Origin of the sequence: Streptomyces varsoviensis (assembly GCF_000718635.1) — a bacterium.
GTDB lineage: Bacteria > Actinomycetota > Actinomycetes > Streptomycetales > Streptomycetaceae > Streptomyces > Streptomyces varsoviensis.
This window is the reverse complement of record NZ_JOBF01000013.1, coordinates 248,604-263,420: the sequence shown is the minus strand read 5'-3', so window position 1 is coordinate 263,420 and position 14,817 is coordinate 248,604. Positions and strand designations below refer to the sequence as shown.

At 73.1% G+C, this 14,817-nt stretch carries 15 protein-coding genes; 7 read left to right on the top strand and 8 right to left on the bottom strand.

What is annotated here, in order from left to right:
- Positions 1–102 precede the first annotated feature (102 nt).
- The 3 genes from IF55_RS41345 to IF55_RS19785 form a co-directional block, all read right to left on the bottom strand.
- A complete protein-coding gene (locus IF55_RS41345) occupies positions 103–195 on the bottom strand; it encodes an Ms4533A family Cys-rich leader peptide (RefSeq protein WP_342668325.1) in 93 nt (30 codons plus the stop codon).
- A gap of 159 nt (positions 196–354) precedes the next feature.
- Positions 355–1,653, bottom strand: coding sequence for a DUF3152 domain-containing protein (locus tag IF55_RS38675; protein WP_425428524.1), 1,299 nt, complete (start codon positions 1,651–1,653; stop codon positions 355–357).
- A 598-nt stretch (positions 1,654–2,251) separates the two neighbouring features.
- Positions 2,252–3,250: an alpha/beta fold hydrolase gene (locus IF55_RS19785; RefSeq protein ID WP_030878421.1), complete on the bottom strand. Its 999-nt coding sequence runs from the start codon at positions 3,248–3,250 to the stop codon at positions 2,252–2,254.
- A 153-nt stretch (positions 3,251–3,403) separates the two neighbouring features.
- Between IF55_RS19785 and IF55_RS19780 the strand changes: the two genes are divergently transcribed.
- The 4 genes from IF55_RS19780 (at position 3,404) to IF55_RS19765 (ending at position 5,335) form a co-directional block, all read left to right on the top strand.
- Entirely contained in the window at positions 3,404–3,667 is a 264-nt protein-coding gene (locus IF55_RS19780) for a hypothetical protein (RefSeq protein WP_030878418.1), read from the top strand.
- A 170-nt stretch (positions 3,668–3,837) separates the two neighbouring features.
- Positions 3,838–4,476, top strand: a complete 639-nt coding sequence (locus IF55_RS19775) for a TetR/AcrR family transcriptional regulator (protein WP_030878415.1) — start codon at positions 3,838–3,840, stop codon at positions 4,474–4,476.
- 152 nt (positions 4,477–4,628) lie between these two features.
- Positions 4,629–4,856, top strand: coding sequence for a DUF3107 domain-containing protein (locus IF55_RS19770; RefSeq protein WP_048832197.1), 228 nt, complete (start codon positions 4,629–4,631; stop codon positions 4,854–4,856).
- Positions 4,857–5,065: 209 nt separating this feature from the next.
- Complete coding sequence (locus tag IF55_RS19765; protein WP_030878412.1) at positions 5,066–5,335, top strand: hypothetical protein; 270 nt, start codon at positions 5,066–5,068, stop codon at positions 5,333–5,335.
- A gap of 275 nt (positions 5,336–5,610) precedes the next feature.
- Here IF55_RS19765 and IF55_RS19760 read toward each other — a convergent pair whose 3' ends face one another.
- On the bottom strand, positions 5,611–6,348 hold the full coding sequence (locus IF55_RS19760) for a ferritin-like fold-containing protein (protein WP_030878409.1): 738 nt from the start codon (positions 6,346–6,348) through the stop codon (positions 5,611–5,613).
- A gap of 469 nt (positions 6,349–6,817) precedes the next feature.
- Here IF55_RS19760 and IF55_RS19755 point away from each other — a divergent pair, with 469 nt between their 5' ends.
- Positions 6,818–9,439, top strand: a complete 2,622-nt coding sequence (locus IF55_RS19755; RefSeq protein WP_398243183.1) for a DEAD/DEAH box helicase — start codon at positions 6,818–6,820, stop codon at positions 9,437–9,439.
- A 140-nt stretch (positions 9,440–9,579) separates the two neighbouring features.
- On the top strand, positions 9,580–10,437 hold the full coding sequence (locus IF55_RS19750; protein WP_030878405.1) for an alpha/beta fold hydrolase: 858 nt from the start codon (positions 9,580–9,582) through the stop codon (positions 10,435–10,437).
- 56 nt (positions 10,438–10,493) lie between these two features.
- Here IF55_RS19750 and IF55_RS19745 read toward each other — a convergent pair whose 3' ends face one another.
- On the bottom strand, positions 10,494–11,438 hold the full coding sequence (locus tag IF55_RS19745) for an NYN domain-containing protein (protein WP_030878402.1): 945 nt from the start codon (positions 11,436–11,438) through the stop codon (positions 10,494–10,496).
- Positions 11,439–11,641: 203 nt separating this feature from the next.
- Here IF55_RS19745 and IF55_RS39785 point away from each other — a divergent pair, with 203 nt between their 5' ends.
- Positions 11,642–11,797 (top strand): hypothetical protein, encoded by a 156-nt coding sequence (locus IF55_RS39785; protein WP_169767236.1) that lies wholly within the window; start codon positions 11,642–11,644, stop codon positions 11,795–11,797.
- Between the two features lie 187 nt (positions 11,798–11,984).
- On the opposite strand, the gene IF55_RS19740 is transcribed toward IF55_RS39785, so the two are convergent.
- The 3 genes from IF55_RS19740 to IF55_RS19730 form a co-directional block, all read right to left on the bottom strand.
- Complete coding sequence (locus IF55_RS19740) at positions 11,985–12,590, bottom strand: MarC family protein (RefSeq protein WP_030878398.1); 606 nt, start codon at positions 12,588–12,590, stop codon at positions 11,985–11,987.
- Positions 12,591–12,863: 273 nt separating this feature from the next.
- On the bottom strand, positions 12,864–13,757 hold the full coding sequence (locus IF55_RS19735; RefSeq protein ID WP_030878395.1) for a PHP domain-containing protein: 894 nt from the start codon (positions 13,755–13,757) through the stop codon (positions 12,864–12,866).
- Positions 13,758–14,044: 287 nt separating this feature from the next.
- On the bottom strand, positions 14,045–14,698 hold the full coding sequence (locus IF55_RS19730; protein ID WP_030878392.1) for a DUF6758 family protein: 654 nt from the start codon (positions 14,696–14,698) through the stop codon (positions 14,045–14,047).
- Between the last annotated feature and the right edge of the window lie 119 nt (positions 14,699–14,817).

Genomic DNA, 14,817 nt, shown 5'->3' with positions numbered 1-14,817 from the left:
AGCCCGTATGCGGTGGCCGGGCACTGGACCGCCCCCGGCGGGCACACAGAGATCAGATGGTGAGACGCGGGGGAACGCGCGAGGAGGCGCGGGGGTGCGGTCTCAGCGACAGAGAATGTCGGCGATCGCATGCGCGGCCACGCCGATCAGCGCCAGCTCGAAGCCGGCGTCATCGGGGGCATGGCGATGCGACATGCGGAGAATCCTGGACGAATATCCGTTCGCAGGCAAAGGTGTCTCACAACCAGGGACAGCAGGTCTCACGCCCTGAGACGGACGGGGTACGCGGGGCGGGGGCGACACCCTCGACGGCCCACCCTTCGAGACGCGCGGGGGCTCGACGCGCCCCCGGACTCACCCTTCGGGATGCGGCCAGGCGTTGGCCCGGCAGGTCGCGCCGTCCAGCGTCAGGAACTTCGTCTGCTGCATCATCACCGGCGCGAGCGCGCCCTGCTTCGGGCACGTCTCGTGGTTGTGCCCGAGCCGGTGCCCGACCTCGTGGTTGATCAGCATCTGCCGGTAGGCGTGCATCTTGTCGTCGCCGTAGGTCACCGCGCCCTGCGCCCACCGATAGGCGTTGATCACCACACGCTCGGTGGCCGCCGAGTCGCACGACACGTTGTCCTGGGTGGTGTCCAGGCCCGACTTCGCACACCACTTCGCGGTGGTGCCGGGGCTGGCCAGGCTGATCACGAAGTCCGCGTCCCCGGACGAGACGCGCTCGAAGGTGCGCCGGCCGCCATGGGCCCAGCTCCGGTCGTCGTTCAGGGTCTTCTGCACGGCCTCGGCGAACAGCATGCCGTCCAGGCCCAGCCCCTTCTCCACGTCCACCCGGTAGCGCAGCACCTCGCCGCGGCCGGGGGCCTTGTCGTGCCCGGGCACCGCCTCGAAGTCCCCGGACGCCTGGAGCTTGGCGTCCATCGGGAACTTCTGCGCCATCTGGACCTCGTACGGGGCCTGGTCCGCGACCGTGCCCGGCGCGGGGGCCGGGCGGCTCTTCGTACGGGTCGCGGCGTCCGTGTGCGGCCGCTCGGCGCCGCCGGCCGCCCGGGGCGCGCCGCCCTTGCCGTCCTGCTCGTGCGCGACCTGACCGGAGACCGCCACGGCCAGCACCGCCGTCACGGCCGCCGCCGCGACGCCGGTGAGCGTGCGGGCGAGGCCGCCCTTGGCGGTCCGCGTACGGCGCTCCGGGCCCCGGCTCGGCGGCACCGTCTTGCCCGGCGGCACGGGCGGGACGGTCGGCCCGACGATCGGCCCGGCGGCTCTGGCGCCGCTCTTCTTCTCCTTGCTGGGGGCTCCTGCGGCGAACACATCGTCCTCGTTTCGCCGGTGGGCCCCGTCGCGCGGGCGGTCCCCGTCGCGCCGGTGCTCCGCGTGGTCGAAATAGTCGAAAGCGTCGATGAACTCCTGGCGCGGACGCGGCACCAGCCCCGTCGCCATCGGCCCCTGCGGCCGCACGCCCTGCTCCCCGCCGAGCCCGGCGAACCCCGGCTCGCCCCCGCCCGGCACCGCATCCCCGGCGGCCTGGTGCGACTCGCCGGGGGACTCCTGGACCGGACCGCCGCGCACGGGCGACGGCCCGACAGGCCGCCGGGGCTCGCCGCCACGCTCGTACGACTCGCCAGAGGACCCCTGGGGCCCGCCACCACGCACGGCCGCCCGACCCACGGTCGACGGGGCCTCACCGCCGCGCTGACGCGACTCCCCAGCGGGCCTCGAAACCTCGCCCCCACGCCCAGACAACCGCCCGGCGGCGAACCACCGGGACTCCCCACCGCGCTCGCGTGACTCATCGGAGGGCCGCCGGGACTGACCGCCGTACGGACGCGTCGCCCCAGAAGGCCCCTGGGCTTCGCCACCGCGCGCAGGCGGCTGCCCGCCAGTCCGCCGGTGCTCATCATCACGCTCGTACGACGCGCCAGTGGGCCCCTGGGGCGCGCCCCCACGCACAGGCGACCGCCCGGTGACCCACCGGGCGGCCCCACCGCGCTCGCGCGGCTCATCGACGGACCGCCGGGACTGGGCGTCGCGTTCGCCGGGCTGGTGGCCGATTACGCCCCAGGCGCCGCCGGGTTCGCGGGGTTCCGGGTGGCCGGCGGGGTGTTCGGGCGGTGTGCCGGACGAGGGCATGGCGCCGTTGTCGGATTCGGGCTGGTCCCGGGGCGGACGGCGGCGGCGCCCGGTGCCGGGCGCGGCGGGCGCCGTCGGCCGGGCGGTGTCCGCGGTCCGGCCGGGGCCGCGCGCGCTGTGTTTACCCACGGGGCGCTCCGCCCCCTCCCGTGCCGCGGGCGTGCCGCGCGTCGACGTCGTCCAGCAGTTCCTCGAAGGCCCGCGCCACCGTGTCCGGCTCCTCCATCATCGCGACGTGTCCCGCTTCGACGAGCTCCAGCAGCCGCGAGTCCCGGAAGGACCTGCTCGCCCGGCGCGCCATGCGGAAGCCGACCAACTGGTCCCGCATGCCGTAAACGAGCAGAGTGGGCGCGAGGACTCGCTCCGCCTGCCGCCACAGGGAATGCTGCCCGCCGAGGGTATAGGCGTCGACGATGCCACGCACCGAACGCATCATCACGTCCCAGAAATAAGGCAGCCCGAGCCGCCGCTCGTACTCGGCGACCGCGTCCTCGAAGCTCTCGGCCGATACCCGCCGCGGGTCTCCGTAGCAGAGCGCGAGCACCTCGCGGGTGCGCCGCTCCGGCGTCCAGCCCTGGGTGGCGCGGACGAAGAGCGGCACCATCCCCGGCACCGCGAGTAGCGCCGTGGGCACGGCGGTCCGCTGCGGGCGCAGCTCCGGCAGCGCGGGCGAGATGAGCGTGAGCGTACGGACCAGGTCCGGCCGTACGGCGGCGACGCGGGTGGCGACGGCGCCGCCCATCGAGTTCCCGAACAGGTGCACCGGGCCGCGTTCGCTCGCGTCGAGGTGGCGGATGACGGCCCGGGCGTGTCCGGTGATGGAGTAGTCGCCGTCGTCCGGCGGCGGCGAGTGGCCGAACCCCGGCAGGTCGACGGCCTCGCCGTCCACCCGGTGGGCGAGCCGGAGCATCAGGTCGGACCAGTTCAGCGACGAGCCGCCGAGCCCGTGTACGTACAGGGCGGGCGCCAGGCCCTCGGCCAGCGGCGGCCGGGAGCGGACGGCCAGGGTGAGCCCGGGCAGGGTCACGGTCCGTAGCGCCTCCCCCGCGCCGCTTCGGACAGAACCCCCGGGCGGCACCGTGGGAACAGTGCGGGCATCCGGCGACTCGGTCGAAGACATGCGGGCAATGTTACGAGACGATCACGTCGCGGGCCCGTGTGTCCGCCGTCACAGATCGCGTGGCGGCCCGGTGCCGCCTCTCCTAGGCTCGGAGGACAGGGCGCTCGCCCGGTCACCCGTGTGAAGGGCGCACGCCCGGGAAAGGGGCCCATCATGCCTGTAGACCCGACCGACCCGGACACCTTCGACGAGGACCCCGACAGCCCCGAGAACACTGACGACGCGACCGGCCCGCGGGGCGACGGCGCGTCGGAGATCGACGTGGAGGCGCCCGAAGCCGACACCGCCGAGCAGCGCGCCGATCTCACACCCCACCGCGACGCGCCGCTGAGCGGCGTCGACACCGGCACCGCCGACCCGGGGGACGCCGCCGAGCAGGCCCGCGTGGTCGACACGGACGAGGACGACTACCGGTGACGGACCGACTACGAGCGAGAAAGGCGCTTTGTCGGCAATCTCCGCTTTGCCGATATCCCACTGTGCTCACTGCGTGAAATTCTCCGCCCGGACCGCGCGCCGCCCTGTTACCCAAAAGTACGATGGCGGGCGCGGTGCACACCGTGCACGGAATGATCTTGGGAGGCGGCGTGACAGCCATCGAGCAGACCGAGGCGCGCCCGCGGGGCACACGCCTGCCGCGCCGGGCCCGACGCAACCAGCTCCTGGGCGCGGCCCAGGAGGTATTCGTCGCGCAGGGCTACCACGCGGCGGCGATGGACGACATCGCCGAGCGTGCCGGCGTCAGCAAGCCCGTCCTCTACCAGCACTTCCCCGGCAAGCTGGACCTCTACCTGGCCCTGCTGGACCAGCACTGCGAGGCCCTGCTGCACGCCGTGCGCACGGCCCTCGCCTCCACGACCGACAACAAGCAGCGCGTCGCCGCGACGATGGACGCCTACTTCGCGTACGTCGAGGAGGAGGGCGGCGCGTTCCGGCTCGTCTTCGAGTCCGACCTGACGAACGAGCCCGCGGTGCGCGAGCGCGTCGACAAGGTGTCGCTGGAGTGCGCGGAGGCGATCAGCGCCGTCATCGCCGAGGACACCGGCCTCTCCAAGGACGAGTCGATGCTGCTGGCCGTCGGTCTCGGCGGCGTCTCCCAGGTCGTCGCCCGCTACTGGCTCTCCAGCGGCAGCACGGTGCCGCGCGACACCGCGGTGCAGTTGCTCACGTCGCTGGCCTGGCGCGGCATCGCCGGCTTCCCGCTGCACGGTACGGACGGGGCATAGGGCCCCGGAGCGCGGGGCCGACCGGCCGCTGATCGCGTGTTCGCTGCGGGCGTGCGGCCCGCGCCCCGCCACGTGCCCGTACCGGGCTAATGTGTGCTGCGTACGGCGCGGCTGACCGCGCACCCATACTGACCATCGGAGGGACAAAAGCCGTGGAGGTCAAGATCGGCGTGCAGCACGCGCCCCGCGAGATCGTTCTGGAGAGCGGGCAGTCTGCCGAGGAGGTCGAGCGCGCGGTGGCCGAGGCGCTGGGCGGCAAGGCGCAGTTGCTGAGCCTCGTGGACGAGCACGGCCGCAAGGTCCTGGTGCCGTCCGAGCGACTCGCGTACGTCGAGATCGGCGAGCCGACCGCCCGCAAGGTCGGTTTCAGCGCGCTCTGATCAGCGTTCGGCGTTGAACGGCGGGGCCCCGGTGGGAATCACCGGGGCCCCGCCGTTGTCATCACCACTGCCGGCGCCGCCGTGGGAGCCGGCCTTTCGGCCTCCCGGAGGCGGGAGAGCGGGAGAGGGTTGCTGGACATGGCCCTTGGGTAAGACCGGCTACGACCGATTTGCAATTGCGCTTCGGCCGTAGCGGGAGGGATCGCACCATGATTTTCCTGGAAGCGTTCGGCTCAGTCCTCATCGGCTTCGCCATGGCCCTCGGGGCCGTGCGGCGGCTGCCCGATCGTTTCCCCTCGCGGCCCCTGACCCTCGGCACGGGACCGGTCGCGAGCCTCTTCGGCGCCCTCCTCACCCACGCCGTCCTCGGCCCTGGCCACGCCATCGCGACGCTGATCGCGGGAGCCGCGCTCGGCGTGGCGCTGCTGTCCTTGCTGCTGCGCCCCGCGAGCCGCGTCAGGCGATCAGTGACGGCCTGACAGGCCGGACAGGAGGGGGCGGGGTGGTGGGGGTTCGGAGGAGGCGTAAAGCGTGATGTGTGGGCCTGAGGTGAGGGTGCCTGAGGCAACATCGCTCACGGGCCCCTAAATCATGCAGCCCCGGAGGACCCCCACCGCCCCGCCCCCGGCCCGGCACCGCACCCCGGCGCCCGGCTGAAGCGCGGGCCCCCGCTGCGGCGCTCGGCCCGTGACGCTGCTCCCTTGAGCTCAAGCGGCTCAAGGAGGTGTCAAGCGGCTCAGGGAGCCCCAGCGGCTCAGGCGGCGAGGCCCAGCGCGGCCATGCGCTTGGTGTGCGCCTCCGTGATGCGGGAGAACATCTTGCCGACCTCGGCGAGGTCGAAGCCGTCGGCGACGCCGCCCACGAGCATGGTCGAGAGCGCGTCGCGGTCCGCGACGACCCGCTGTGCCTGCGACAGCGCCTCGCCCATCAGCCGCCGGGCCCACAGCGCGAGCCGCCCGCCGACCCGCGGCTCGGCCTCGATCGCGGCCCGTACCTTCTCGACCGCGAAGCTCGCGTGCCCGGTGTCGTCCAGGACGGTCAGCACGAGGGCGCGCGTGTCGGAGTCGAGCCGGGCCGCGACCTCCCGGTAGAAGTCGCTGGCGATCGAGTCGCCGACGTACGCCTTGACCAGGCCCTCCAGCCAGTCGGACGGCGCGGTCTGGCGGTGGAACTCGTCCAGCGCGGCGGCGAACGGCTCCATCGCCCCGGTGGGCTCCACGTCGATGGCCGTCAGCCGGTCCCGCAACCGCTGGAAGTGCTGGAACTCGGCGGACGCCATCTTCGCCAGCTCCGCCTTGTCGTCGAGCGAGGGCGCCAGCTTCGCGTCCTCCGCGAGCCGCTCGAAGGCGGCCAGCTCACCGTAGGCGAGCGCGCCCAGCAGGTCGACGACCGCGGCCTTGTACTGCGGTTCGGCGGATGCCCGGGCCCAGTCCTGGGCAGCGATCCCGGTGTGTTCTTCGGCGGCGGCAGCGGCGTTGTCAGGCGTCTCCATGGTCCGCACAATAGCCCGCTCGCCGGGAAGGGGAACCCCCTGGTCAGCCACGTGTACCTCACCCGTACAAAGGTTTGCCCCAACACATATGCACGATTCCGGGGTACAGTGGTATTGCGCCTGCCGAGTACCGGCGGGCCGTCCCTATGCTGTGTCTTCCGGAAGCAAGCCTCCCGGACTCCAGCGGATGCCCGGTCGGTGGCCCGATCGGCTTCCACCCGACCGCCCTCGGCGCGGCGCGTACGAGCTGTACGCCCGCCAAGCAGGGAACCGCTCGCGGAACGTGCGCACGAGCGAAGGCAGTGGTCCCGCGTCATCCGGCCCCGCCATGGCCGGCCGAGTACCCGACGCGGTACGACCCCCTTCGCCGCCTCGCTCCGCGTCTCACAGAAGAGGCAAGATTCTGTCCACTTTCCGAGACCTCGGGATCCTTTCCGAGACGGCCGAGGCCCTGGAGGCCGTCGGCATCGTGTCCCCCTTCCCCATCCAGGAGATGACGCTCCCGGTGGCCCTCAGCGGCTCCGACGTCATCGGCCAGGCCAAGACCGGCACCGGAAAGACGCTGGGCTTCGGCCTCCCGCTGCTGGAGCGCGTCACCGTCCCCGCCGACGTCGAGGCGGGCCGGGCCGCGTCCGGGCAGCTCACCGACGCCCCGCAGGCGCTCGTGGTCGTCCCCACCCGCGAGCTGTGCCAGCAGGTCACCAACGACCTGCTGACCGCCGGCAAGGTCCGTAACGTGCGCGTCGCCGCCATCTACGGCGGGCGCGCCTACGAGCCCCAGGTCGAGGCCCTCAAGAAGGGCGTCGACGTGATCGTCGGCACGCCGGGCCGGCTGCTGGACCTCGCGGGCCAGAAGAAGCTCGACCTCTCGCAGGTGAAGGCCCTCGTCCTGGACGAGGCCGACGAAATGCTGGACCTGGGCTTCCTGCCCGACGTCGAGCGGATCATCACCATGCTGCCGGTGAAGCGCCAGACCATGCTGTTCTCGGCGACCATGCCGGGCGCGGTCATCGGCCTCGCCCGCCGCTACATGTCGCAGCCCACGCACATCCGCGCCACCTCGCCGGACGACGAGGGCCAGACCGTCCGCAACACCACGCAGCACGTCTTCCGCGCGCACTCCATGGACAAGCCGGAGATGGTCGCGCGCATCCTCCAGGCCGAGGGCCGGGGCCTGGCGATGATCTTCTGCCGGACGAAGCGCACGGCCGCGGACATCGCCGACCAGCTCTCGCGGCGCGGCTTCGCGTCCGGCGCGGTCCACGGCGACCTCGGCCAGGGCGCCCGCGAGCAGGCGCTGCGCGCCTTCCGCAACGGCAAGGTCGACGTGCTGGTCTGCACCGACGTCGCCGCCCGCGGCATCGACGTCGACAACGTGACGCACGTGATCAACTACCAGTCCCCCGAGGACGAGAAGACCTACCTGCACCGCATCGGCCGTACGGGCCGCGCGGGCAAGTCCGGCACGGCGGTCACGCTGGTCGACTGGGACGACATCCCGCGCTGGAAGCTGATCAACAAGGCGCTGGACCTGCCGTTCGACGAGCCGGAGGAGACGTACTCCACCTCCGAGCACCTCTACGAGCTGCTGTCCATCCCCGCGGGCACCAAGGGGATACTGCCGCGCGCCGAGCGCACGCGGGCCGGGCTGGCGGCCGAGGAGATCGAGGACCTGGGCGAGACGGGCGGCCGCGGCCGTGGCCGCAAGCCCGCCGCCGCGGCGCCCGCCGAGCGCGAGGAGCGCCCGGCCCGCAGCCGCACCCCGCGTCAGCGCCGCCGTACGCGCGGTGGCTCGACGGTGGGCGCGGAGGCCGCGGCGCAGGCCGTGACGCCCGCGCCGACCACGCCCGTGGCCGCCGAGACCGCTGGGGAGGCCGTCGCGGAAGGCGCGCCCAAGACGCCTCGGACGCCGCGCCGCCGTCGCCGTACCCGTAGCGGTTCGACCGCCCCGGCGGCGGCCCCGCAGGCCGCCGCCCCGGTGACGCCGGCCCCCGCGAGCGCCGCCCCGCAGGCCACGACGGCCGCCCCCGCCCCCGTACGGGCCACGGCCCCGGCCGCGAAGGAGCGGCCCGCCGCCGTGGAAGCGGTGGAAACCGTGAAGGCCGCGGAGACAGCGGCAGGGGCCCCGGAGGCCCCCGTCAAGCCGCGCCGCCGCCGGGCGCGCGTCGTGAAGCCGGCCGTGGACGAGCCGTCGTTCATCACGGTCGAGAGCACGATCGCGAGCATGGCCGCCGAGGCCGAGGCGAAGCGCACGCGGACCGCGAAGCCGCAGGCCGCCGAGGCCGAGGCCGCCGTCGCGACGGCCGAGAGCACGGACACGGCCGCCATCGAGGCTCCCGCGAAGCCCAAGCGCACCCGCGCCGCCAAGGCCAAGACCGCCGAGCCGGCCGAGGCCGCTGTCGAAAGCGTCGCGACCATCGAGAGCACCGCAAGCACCGCAAGCACCGCGAGCGCCGCAAGCACCGAGGCCAAGCCGAAGCGCACGCGCACTACCAAGGCCAAGGCCGCCGTGGACACGGCCGAGGGCACGGACGCCACCGTCGCCGAGACCCCGGCGCAGCCCAAGCGCACCCGCACCACCAAGGCCAAGGCCGCCGACGCGGCCGAAGCCGTGGCGGAGGAGGCAGCCGAGACCAAGCCCAAGCGCCGCACCACCCGCGCCGCCAAGGCGACCGACGAGAGCGCGGACGCGACCATCGCCGAAGCCCCGGCCAAGCCGAAGCGCACCCGCACCACCAAGGCCAAGACCGCCGTGGACACGGCCGAGGGCACGGACGCCACCGTCGCCGAGACCCCGGCCAAGCCGAAGCGCACCCGCACCACCAAGGCCAAGACCGCCGTGGACACGGCCGAGGGCACGGACGCGACCGTCACCGAGACCCCGGCGAAACCCAAGCGCACCCGCGCCACCAAGGCCAAGGTCGCCGACGCGGCCGAAGCCGTGGCGGAGGAGGCAGCCGAGACCAAGCCCAAGCGCCGCACCACCCGCGCCACCAAGGCGACCGACGAAAGCCCGGACGCCACCGCCGAGGCTCCCGCCAAGCCCAAGCGCACCCGCACCACCAAGCCCAAGGCGACGACCGAGGGCTGACCTGGTACGAAATCGCCGAAGGTCCGTATCCCCGCACGCCGGGGTTTACGGGCCTTCGGCGTATCCGCGGCCGGTCCGCCGGGAAGGGGAAGGCGGCGGCTGGCCGACGGGCGTCACGGCGCGGCGGATAGCCTCGGGGCATGAGCAGGCCGCCGATACTCACCTTGCCCGCGTGCGCCCGTGCGTACGGACTGACGACCGAGCGCGGCACGTTCGCCGTGTGCGACGCGCTCCCCCCGGCGGCCGAGCCGCGGGCCACCGCGCTGCTGGTGCCCGGCTTCACCGGCAGCAAGGAGGACTTCAACGCCCTGCTGGAGCCGTTGGCGCGGGCCGGGTTCCGGGTCGTGGCGGTCGACGGCCGGGGCCAGTACGAGAGCGAGGGCCCGGCCGACGAGGCGGCGTACGCGCTGGAGGAGCTGGCCGCGGACGTCCACGCGCAGGCCGCGGCGCTCGGCGACGGCCCGGTGCATCTGCTCGGCCACTCGCTCGGTGGTCTGATCACGCGCGCGGCGGTGCTGCGCGACGCGTCCCCGTTCCGTTCGCTGACCATCGTGAGCAGCGGTCCGGCCGCCATCGCGGCGGAGCAGCAGGCCCGTACGAAGCTGCTCATCGACGCCTTGTCCACGCGGGACAAGGAGACGGTGTGGCAGGCGATGAAGGCCATGGACGCGGAGAACGCCGGGGGCGACACGACGCCGCCGGCCCTGGACGAGTTCCTGCACCGCCGCTGGCTCGGCACCGAGGCCGCTCAACTCATCGCTACGGGGCGGCAGTTGATCAGCGAGCCGGACCGGGTGGCGGAGCTGGCGGCGGTGGCGCTGCCCAAGCACGTGGTCTCCGGCGCGGTCGACTACGCGTGGCCGGTGGCGCTGATGGACGCGATGGCCGAACGGCTCTCGGCACGCCGCACGGTGATCGAGGGCGCGGAGCACTCCCCCAACGCGGAGCGGCCCGAGGAGACGGCGGCGGCGCTGGCGGCGTTCTGGACGCGGCACTGAGACGGCCCGCGGGGCTCAGCACCGGTCCCGGCGCCGAGCCGGCCCGGCCGGCGGGGTCAGTACTGCGCCCGAAGGTGTTCCCAGAACCCGTCCCGCAGCGCCCGCCGCAGGTCGGCATGGGTCCGTAGCGAGATCCCGAGCAGCCCCTCCGCCTCCACCAGCAGTTCCTGGTCGACCGGGCCCGGCAGGTAGGGGTGGCCGGGCAGCAGGTCGGCGAGGGCTTCGCGGCCGCGCTCGGCGAGCCAGCGCGCCGCGACCTGCGCGCCCACGAACCGCACCTCGACGCGGCCGGCCGCCTCGACGCCCCCGGGCGCCGCGCCCGGTTCGGCGTACGGCTCCGGCTGGCACGGGTTCGTCCGCCGGGCCACGTACGGCTTGCAGAAGTCGAGGTCGAACGTGCGCTGGCTGTCGACCTCCCACAGCAGGGGGTCGGCCTGGTTGCGCCCGCAGGCGGCCTCGATGCCCCACAGGTGCACGCGCGCGCCGTAGCCCTGCGCGGCCTCGACGGCCGAGACCAGGTCCTCGTCGCCGCCGATGAGGGCGGCGTCGCTGATGGCGCGGTGCCGGGCGAGCGACTCCAGGTCGCTGCGGATCAGCGAGTCGACGCCCTTCTGCTGGTTGTTGGCGTTGAGGTTGCCGAGCCGCACCTTGACGTCCGGCAGCTCGGCGATGCGCTGCTGCTCGATGGTGTGGATGCGGCGGCGGGCCCCGTCGTACCAGTAGACGCGGAGGAGTCTGCTGTCGGGGAAGATCATGCGCGCCTTGTCGATGAAGGCTTCGATCAGCCCTTCCGCGTCGAGCTCGAAGGCGCGGCGGTCCTCCGTACCGGCGACGAGGCGGCCCGCGGCGGCGTAGACGTAGCCGGCGTCCACGAAGATCGCGTGCGTGGAGGGGGTGGTCGCCACTTCGGCGAGTACGCGCGTGAGCAGTTCGTTGGTGCGCTCGATGCCGGTGGCGATCGTGGTGAGGTCGATGGGCCCCGAGGGCTGGACGTCGTTCATACGCGCCTCATTGTCCGGGGGTCCCGGTAGGGGCACAACTGGCCACTTCACAAGCAAATGGTTAGGCTCCCGAAAATTTTCTTTAGCGTAGGGAATGTTTTCACCCTGCACCTCGTTGTACCCACCAGGAACGGGGCGCGCTCCTGCGCCGCGCACCACTACTCATCAGTTCTCCTCAGGAGGATCAGACGAAGGGAGAAGCCATGCGCTTCGAGATCATGCGACTGGACGATGTGGACGGCAACGCCGTCGACAGCACCGTCGTGGACGCCGCCTCCGTCAATCGGATCGTGCAGCAGGCCGCAGCGATCGGCCAGCGCATCTATATCCGCCCGGCCGACACCCCCGCGGTCCGGTAACGCCTTACGCAGCACCGATGACGCCGAGCGCCCCGTACATGCCGGTACGGGGCGCTTCGTGGTTCTCAGGGGCGCGCGCATCGACCGCGCACGACAGCGGGCACTGTTATGCGCCGGGTCAGCCAGCGGGCATCGTTACGCGCCGGGGCAGGCCGCCGGTGCTACGCGCCGCGCGTGGCCGTCGCCGCTACGCGCCGCGGACGACCTGGGTGACGCCGTTGATGATCTGCTGCACCGCGAGCGCGGAGAGCATCATCCCGGCGAGCCGCGTCACCAGCACCACCCCGCCGTCCTTGATCACCCGGATGATCAGCAGCGAATAGCGCATCACCAGCCACAGCACCACATGCATCGCGGCGATGGCGGCCCAGACGGAGAGCTGTTCGCCGACGCCGTGGGCGTGCTGCACCGCGAGGATCACCGAGACGATCGCGCCGGGCCCGGCCAGCAGCGGCATGCCCAGCGGTACGAGCGCGACGTTGACGTCCTTCGTCTGCGTCGGCTGCTCGGACTTCCCCGTCAGCAGGCTGAGCGCGACGAGCAGCAACAGCAGCCCGCCCGCGATCATCAGCGCGGGCGGCGTGATGTGCAGCCGGCCCAGGATCTGGTGGCCGAAGAGTCCGAAGACGGCGATCACGCCGAACGCGACCGCGGCCGCCTGCCACGCCATCTTGCGCTGGATCTTGGCGGGCCGGCCAGAGGTGAGGGCGAGGAAGATGGGCGTGATGCCGGGCGGGTCCATGATCACAAATAGCGTGACAAAAAGGGACCCGAAGACAGCGAAGTCGAACACAGTGATGGCCTTGCACGAGGTAGTACGAGTGAGGAGAGAGACAGAAGGAGGGGAGGCAGAGGAGGCGGAGGAGGCGCGGGGAAGGTCAGCCGACGCTACGGGCCCGCAGCGGCGCTATGGGCCGCGACGAACCGCGCGTACGTGCGTACGGACGCCACGGCCGTACGACCGACGCGACCGCATAGACGCCGCGGCCGTACGAACGCCCCAGCCGTACGGATGCCACGGACGCCGATGACGCCGCAGCCGTACGGACAGACGCCGCGCTCGGGTTCAGCCGCCCGCGCCGGGGACGGGGAAGGCGCCGGTCGCGCGGCGCGTGATCTCGCCGTAGATCTCCGGATCGGTGGTGAACTCGCCGAGCTCACACGCCTTGCGGCTGCCGTGGTAGTCGCTGGAGCCGGTGGTCAGCAGCCCGAGGTCGGCGGCGAGCCCGCGCAGCCGGGCGCGGGTCGGCTCGTCGTGGTCCATGTGGTCGACCTCGATGCCGTCGAGGCCGGCCGCGGCCAGTTCGGCTATCGCGCTCTCCGGTACGCACCGGCCGCGTTTGAGGGCCATCGGGTGCGCGAAGACGGTGACCCCGCCGGCCGCCTTGACCAGGCGGATGGCCTCGAAGGGGTCGAACTCGTACTTGTCGACGTAGGCGCGCCCGTCGTTGCCGATCCACTGCGGCGTGAAGGCGTCGGAGACGCTGTCGACGACGCCCAGTTCGACGAGGGCCGCGGCCACATGGGGCCGGCCGACCGCGCCGTCGCCGGCGATCGCCGCCACCCGCTCCCAGGTGATGGGCACGCCCAGTTCCTGGAGCTTGGCGACCATGCCCTGGGCGCGGGGCACCCGGCCGTCGCGTACGCGCTCGCGCTCGCGGTACAGCTCGGGCTCGCGCGGGTCGAAGAGGTAGGCGAGCATGTGCATGCCGATGCCGGCGTCCGCGCCGTTCGACGGTCCCTCCGACGGCTCCGGCGCCCAGCGGCAGGACAGTTCGGCCCCGGTGACCAGGGTCAGCCCGGCGGGCAGGGCCGTGATGGCCTCCGCGTAACCGCCGACGCTGTCGTGGTCGGTCAGCGCCACGACGTCCAGCCCGGCCGCGGCGGCGTTGCGCACCAGCTCGGCGGGGGTGTCCATGCCGTCCGAGGCGGTGGAGTGGGTGTGCAGGTCGATGCGCACGGCACGGCTCCAGACTCGGCTCGGACACGAAAGGGACCTGATCAGGATAACCGCCGCTCGAACGCCGCCGTCCCCGACGCCCGCCCGGCCCCTCGCACGTACCGCAGCCCCGCAGTACGCACCACCGCCCCGTACGCACCACCGCCCCGTACGCACCACCGCCCCGTACGCACCACCGCCCCGTACGCACCACCGCCCCGTACGCACCACCGTCTCGTACGTACCGCCGCCCCGTACGCACCATCCTCCGCACGCGGCGCGAACGGCCCGTCAGCAACCGGCCGCCCTCAGCGGGGCTCCGGCGGTGCGATGACGCGCGGCGAGAGGGCGCCGCACGGCAGCAGGTCGACCTCGGCGCCCGCCTCGCGCAGGTCGGTCAGGACCAGTTCGTCGTACATCATCAGGCCGGACCGCTCCGGCCAGACCACCGCCCACAGCCACAGCCCGCGCGCCTCGCCCGCGAAGACCGCGCGGTCCTCGGGCGCGCCCTCGACGTGCCAGAGCGGGGTGGGCCGGCCGGCCGCCAGGACCTTGGCGTCGGGCGGGCGGTTGACGCACATGTACGGGCCGGGGTCGGGACCCGCGATGCCCGCGTAGCGCGCGCCGAGGCCGACGCCCAGCTCCTCCGCCACGAGCACCAGTTCCCCGGGGCCGCCGAGCGGGCCGGGCCCCGAGCAGGCCACCGCGGTGGCCCGGCCGCCGCCGCGGTCGTCGCCCGCGCAGGCCACCCCGGTGAACAGCCAGCCGACGGGCAGCGGCCACGGCATCCAGACGGGGACCCGGGCGCGGTTCACCACGACGGCCAGCGCTTCGACGCTCGGCGGAACGACCGGCTGGAGGGGGTGCACGACGCCGTGCACGCCGCACTGCCAGGTGTCGGCGAAGAGACCGGGCGCCCGCACCCGGCCACCGCACTTCGGGCAACTGGGTTCGCCCCTCATAAGGCCCAACGGTCCTCTTAGGTGGTCGTCGCGTCAAGGACGATCACTCGGTGATCACCCGGCCGGACGTCGCCCACCCGCGAGAACTAGATGGTACTTGCACTTATTAGGGCCTCTAA

Coding starts and splice junctions, on each gene's coding strand:
- IF55_RS41345 (WP_342668325.1), bottom strand. CDS start 195: ATGTCGCATCGCCATGCCCCCGATGACGCCGGCTTCGAGCTGGCGCTG.
- IF55_RS19785 (WP_030878421.1), bottom strand. CDS start 3,250: ATGTCTTCGACCGAGTCGCCGGATGCCCGCACTGTTCCCACGGTGCCG.
- IF55_RS19780 (WP_030878418.1), top strand. CDS start 3,404: ATGCCTGTAGACCCGACCGACCCGGACACCTTCGACGAGGACCCCGAC.
- IF55_RS19765 (WP_030878412.1), top strand. CDS start 5,066: ATGATTTTCCTGGAAGCGTTCGGCTCAGTCCTCATCGGCTTCGCCATG.
- IF55_RS19760 (WP_030878409.1), bottom strand. CDS start 6,348: ATGGAGACGCCTGACAACGCCGCTGCCGCCGCCGAAGAACACACCGGG.
- IF55_RS19750 (WP_030878405.1), top strand. CDS start 9,580: ATGAGCAGGCCGCCGATACTCACCTTGCCCGCGTGCGCCCGTGCGTAC.
- IF55_RS19745 (WP_030878402.1), bottom strand. CDS start 11,438: ATGAACGACGTCCAGCCCTCGGGGCCCATCGACCTCACCACGATCGCC.
- IF55_RS39785 (WP_169767236.1), top strand. CDS start 11,642: ATGCGCTTCGAGATCATGCGACTGGACGATGTGGACGGCAACGCCGTC.
- IF55_RS19730 (WP_030878392.1), bottom strand. CDS start 14,698: ATGAGGGGCGAACCCAGTTGCCCGAAGTGCGGTGGCCGGGTGCGGGCG.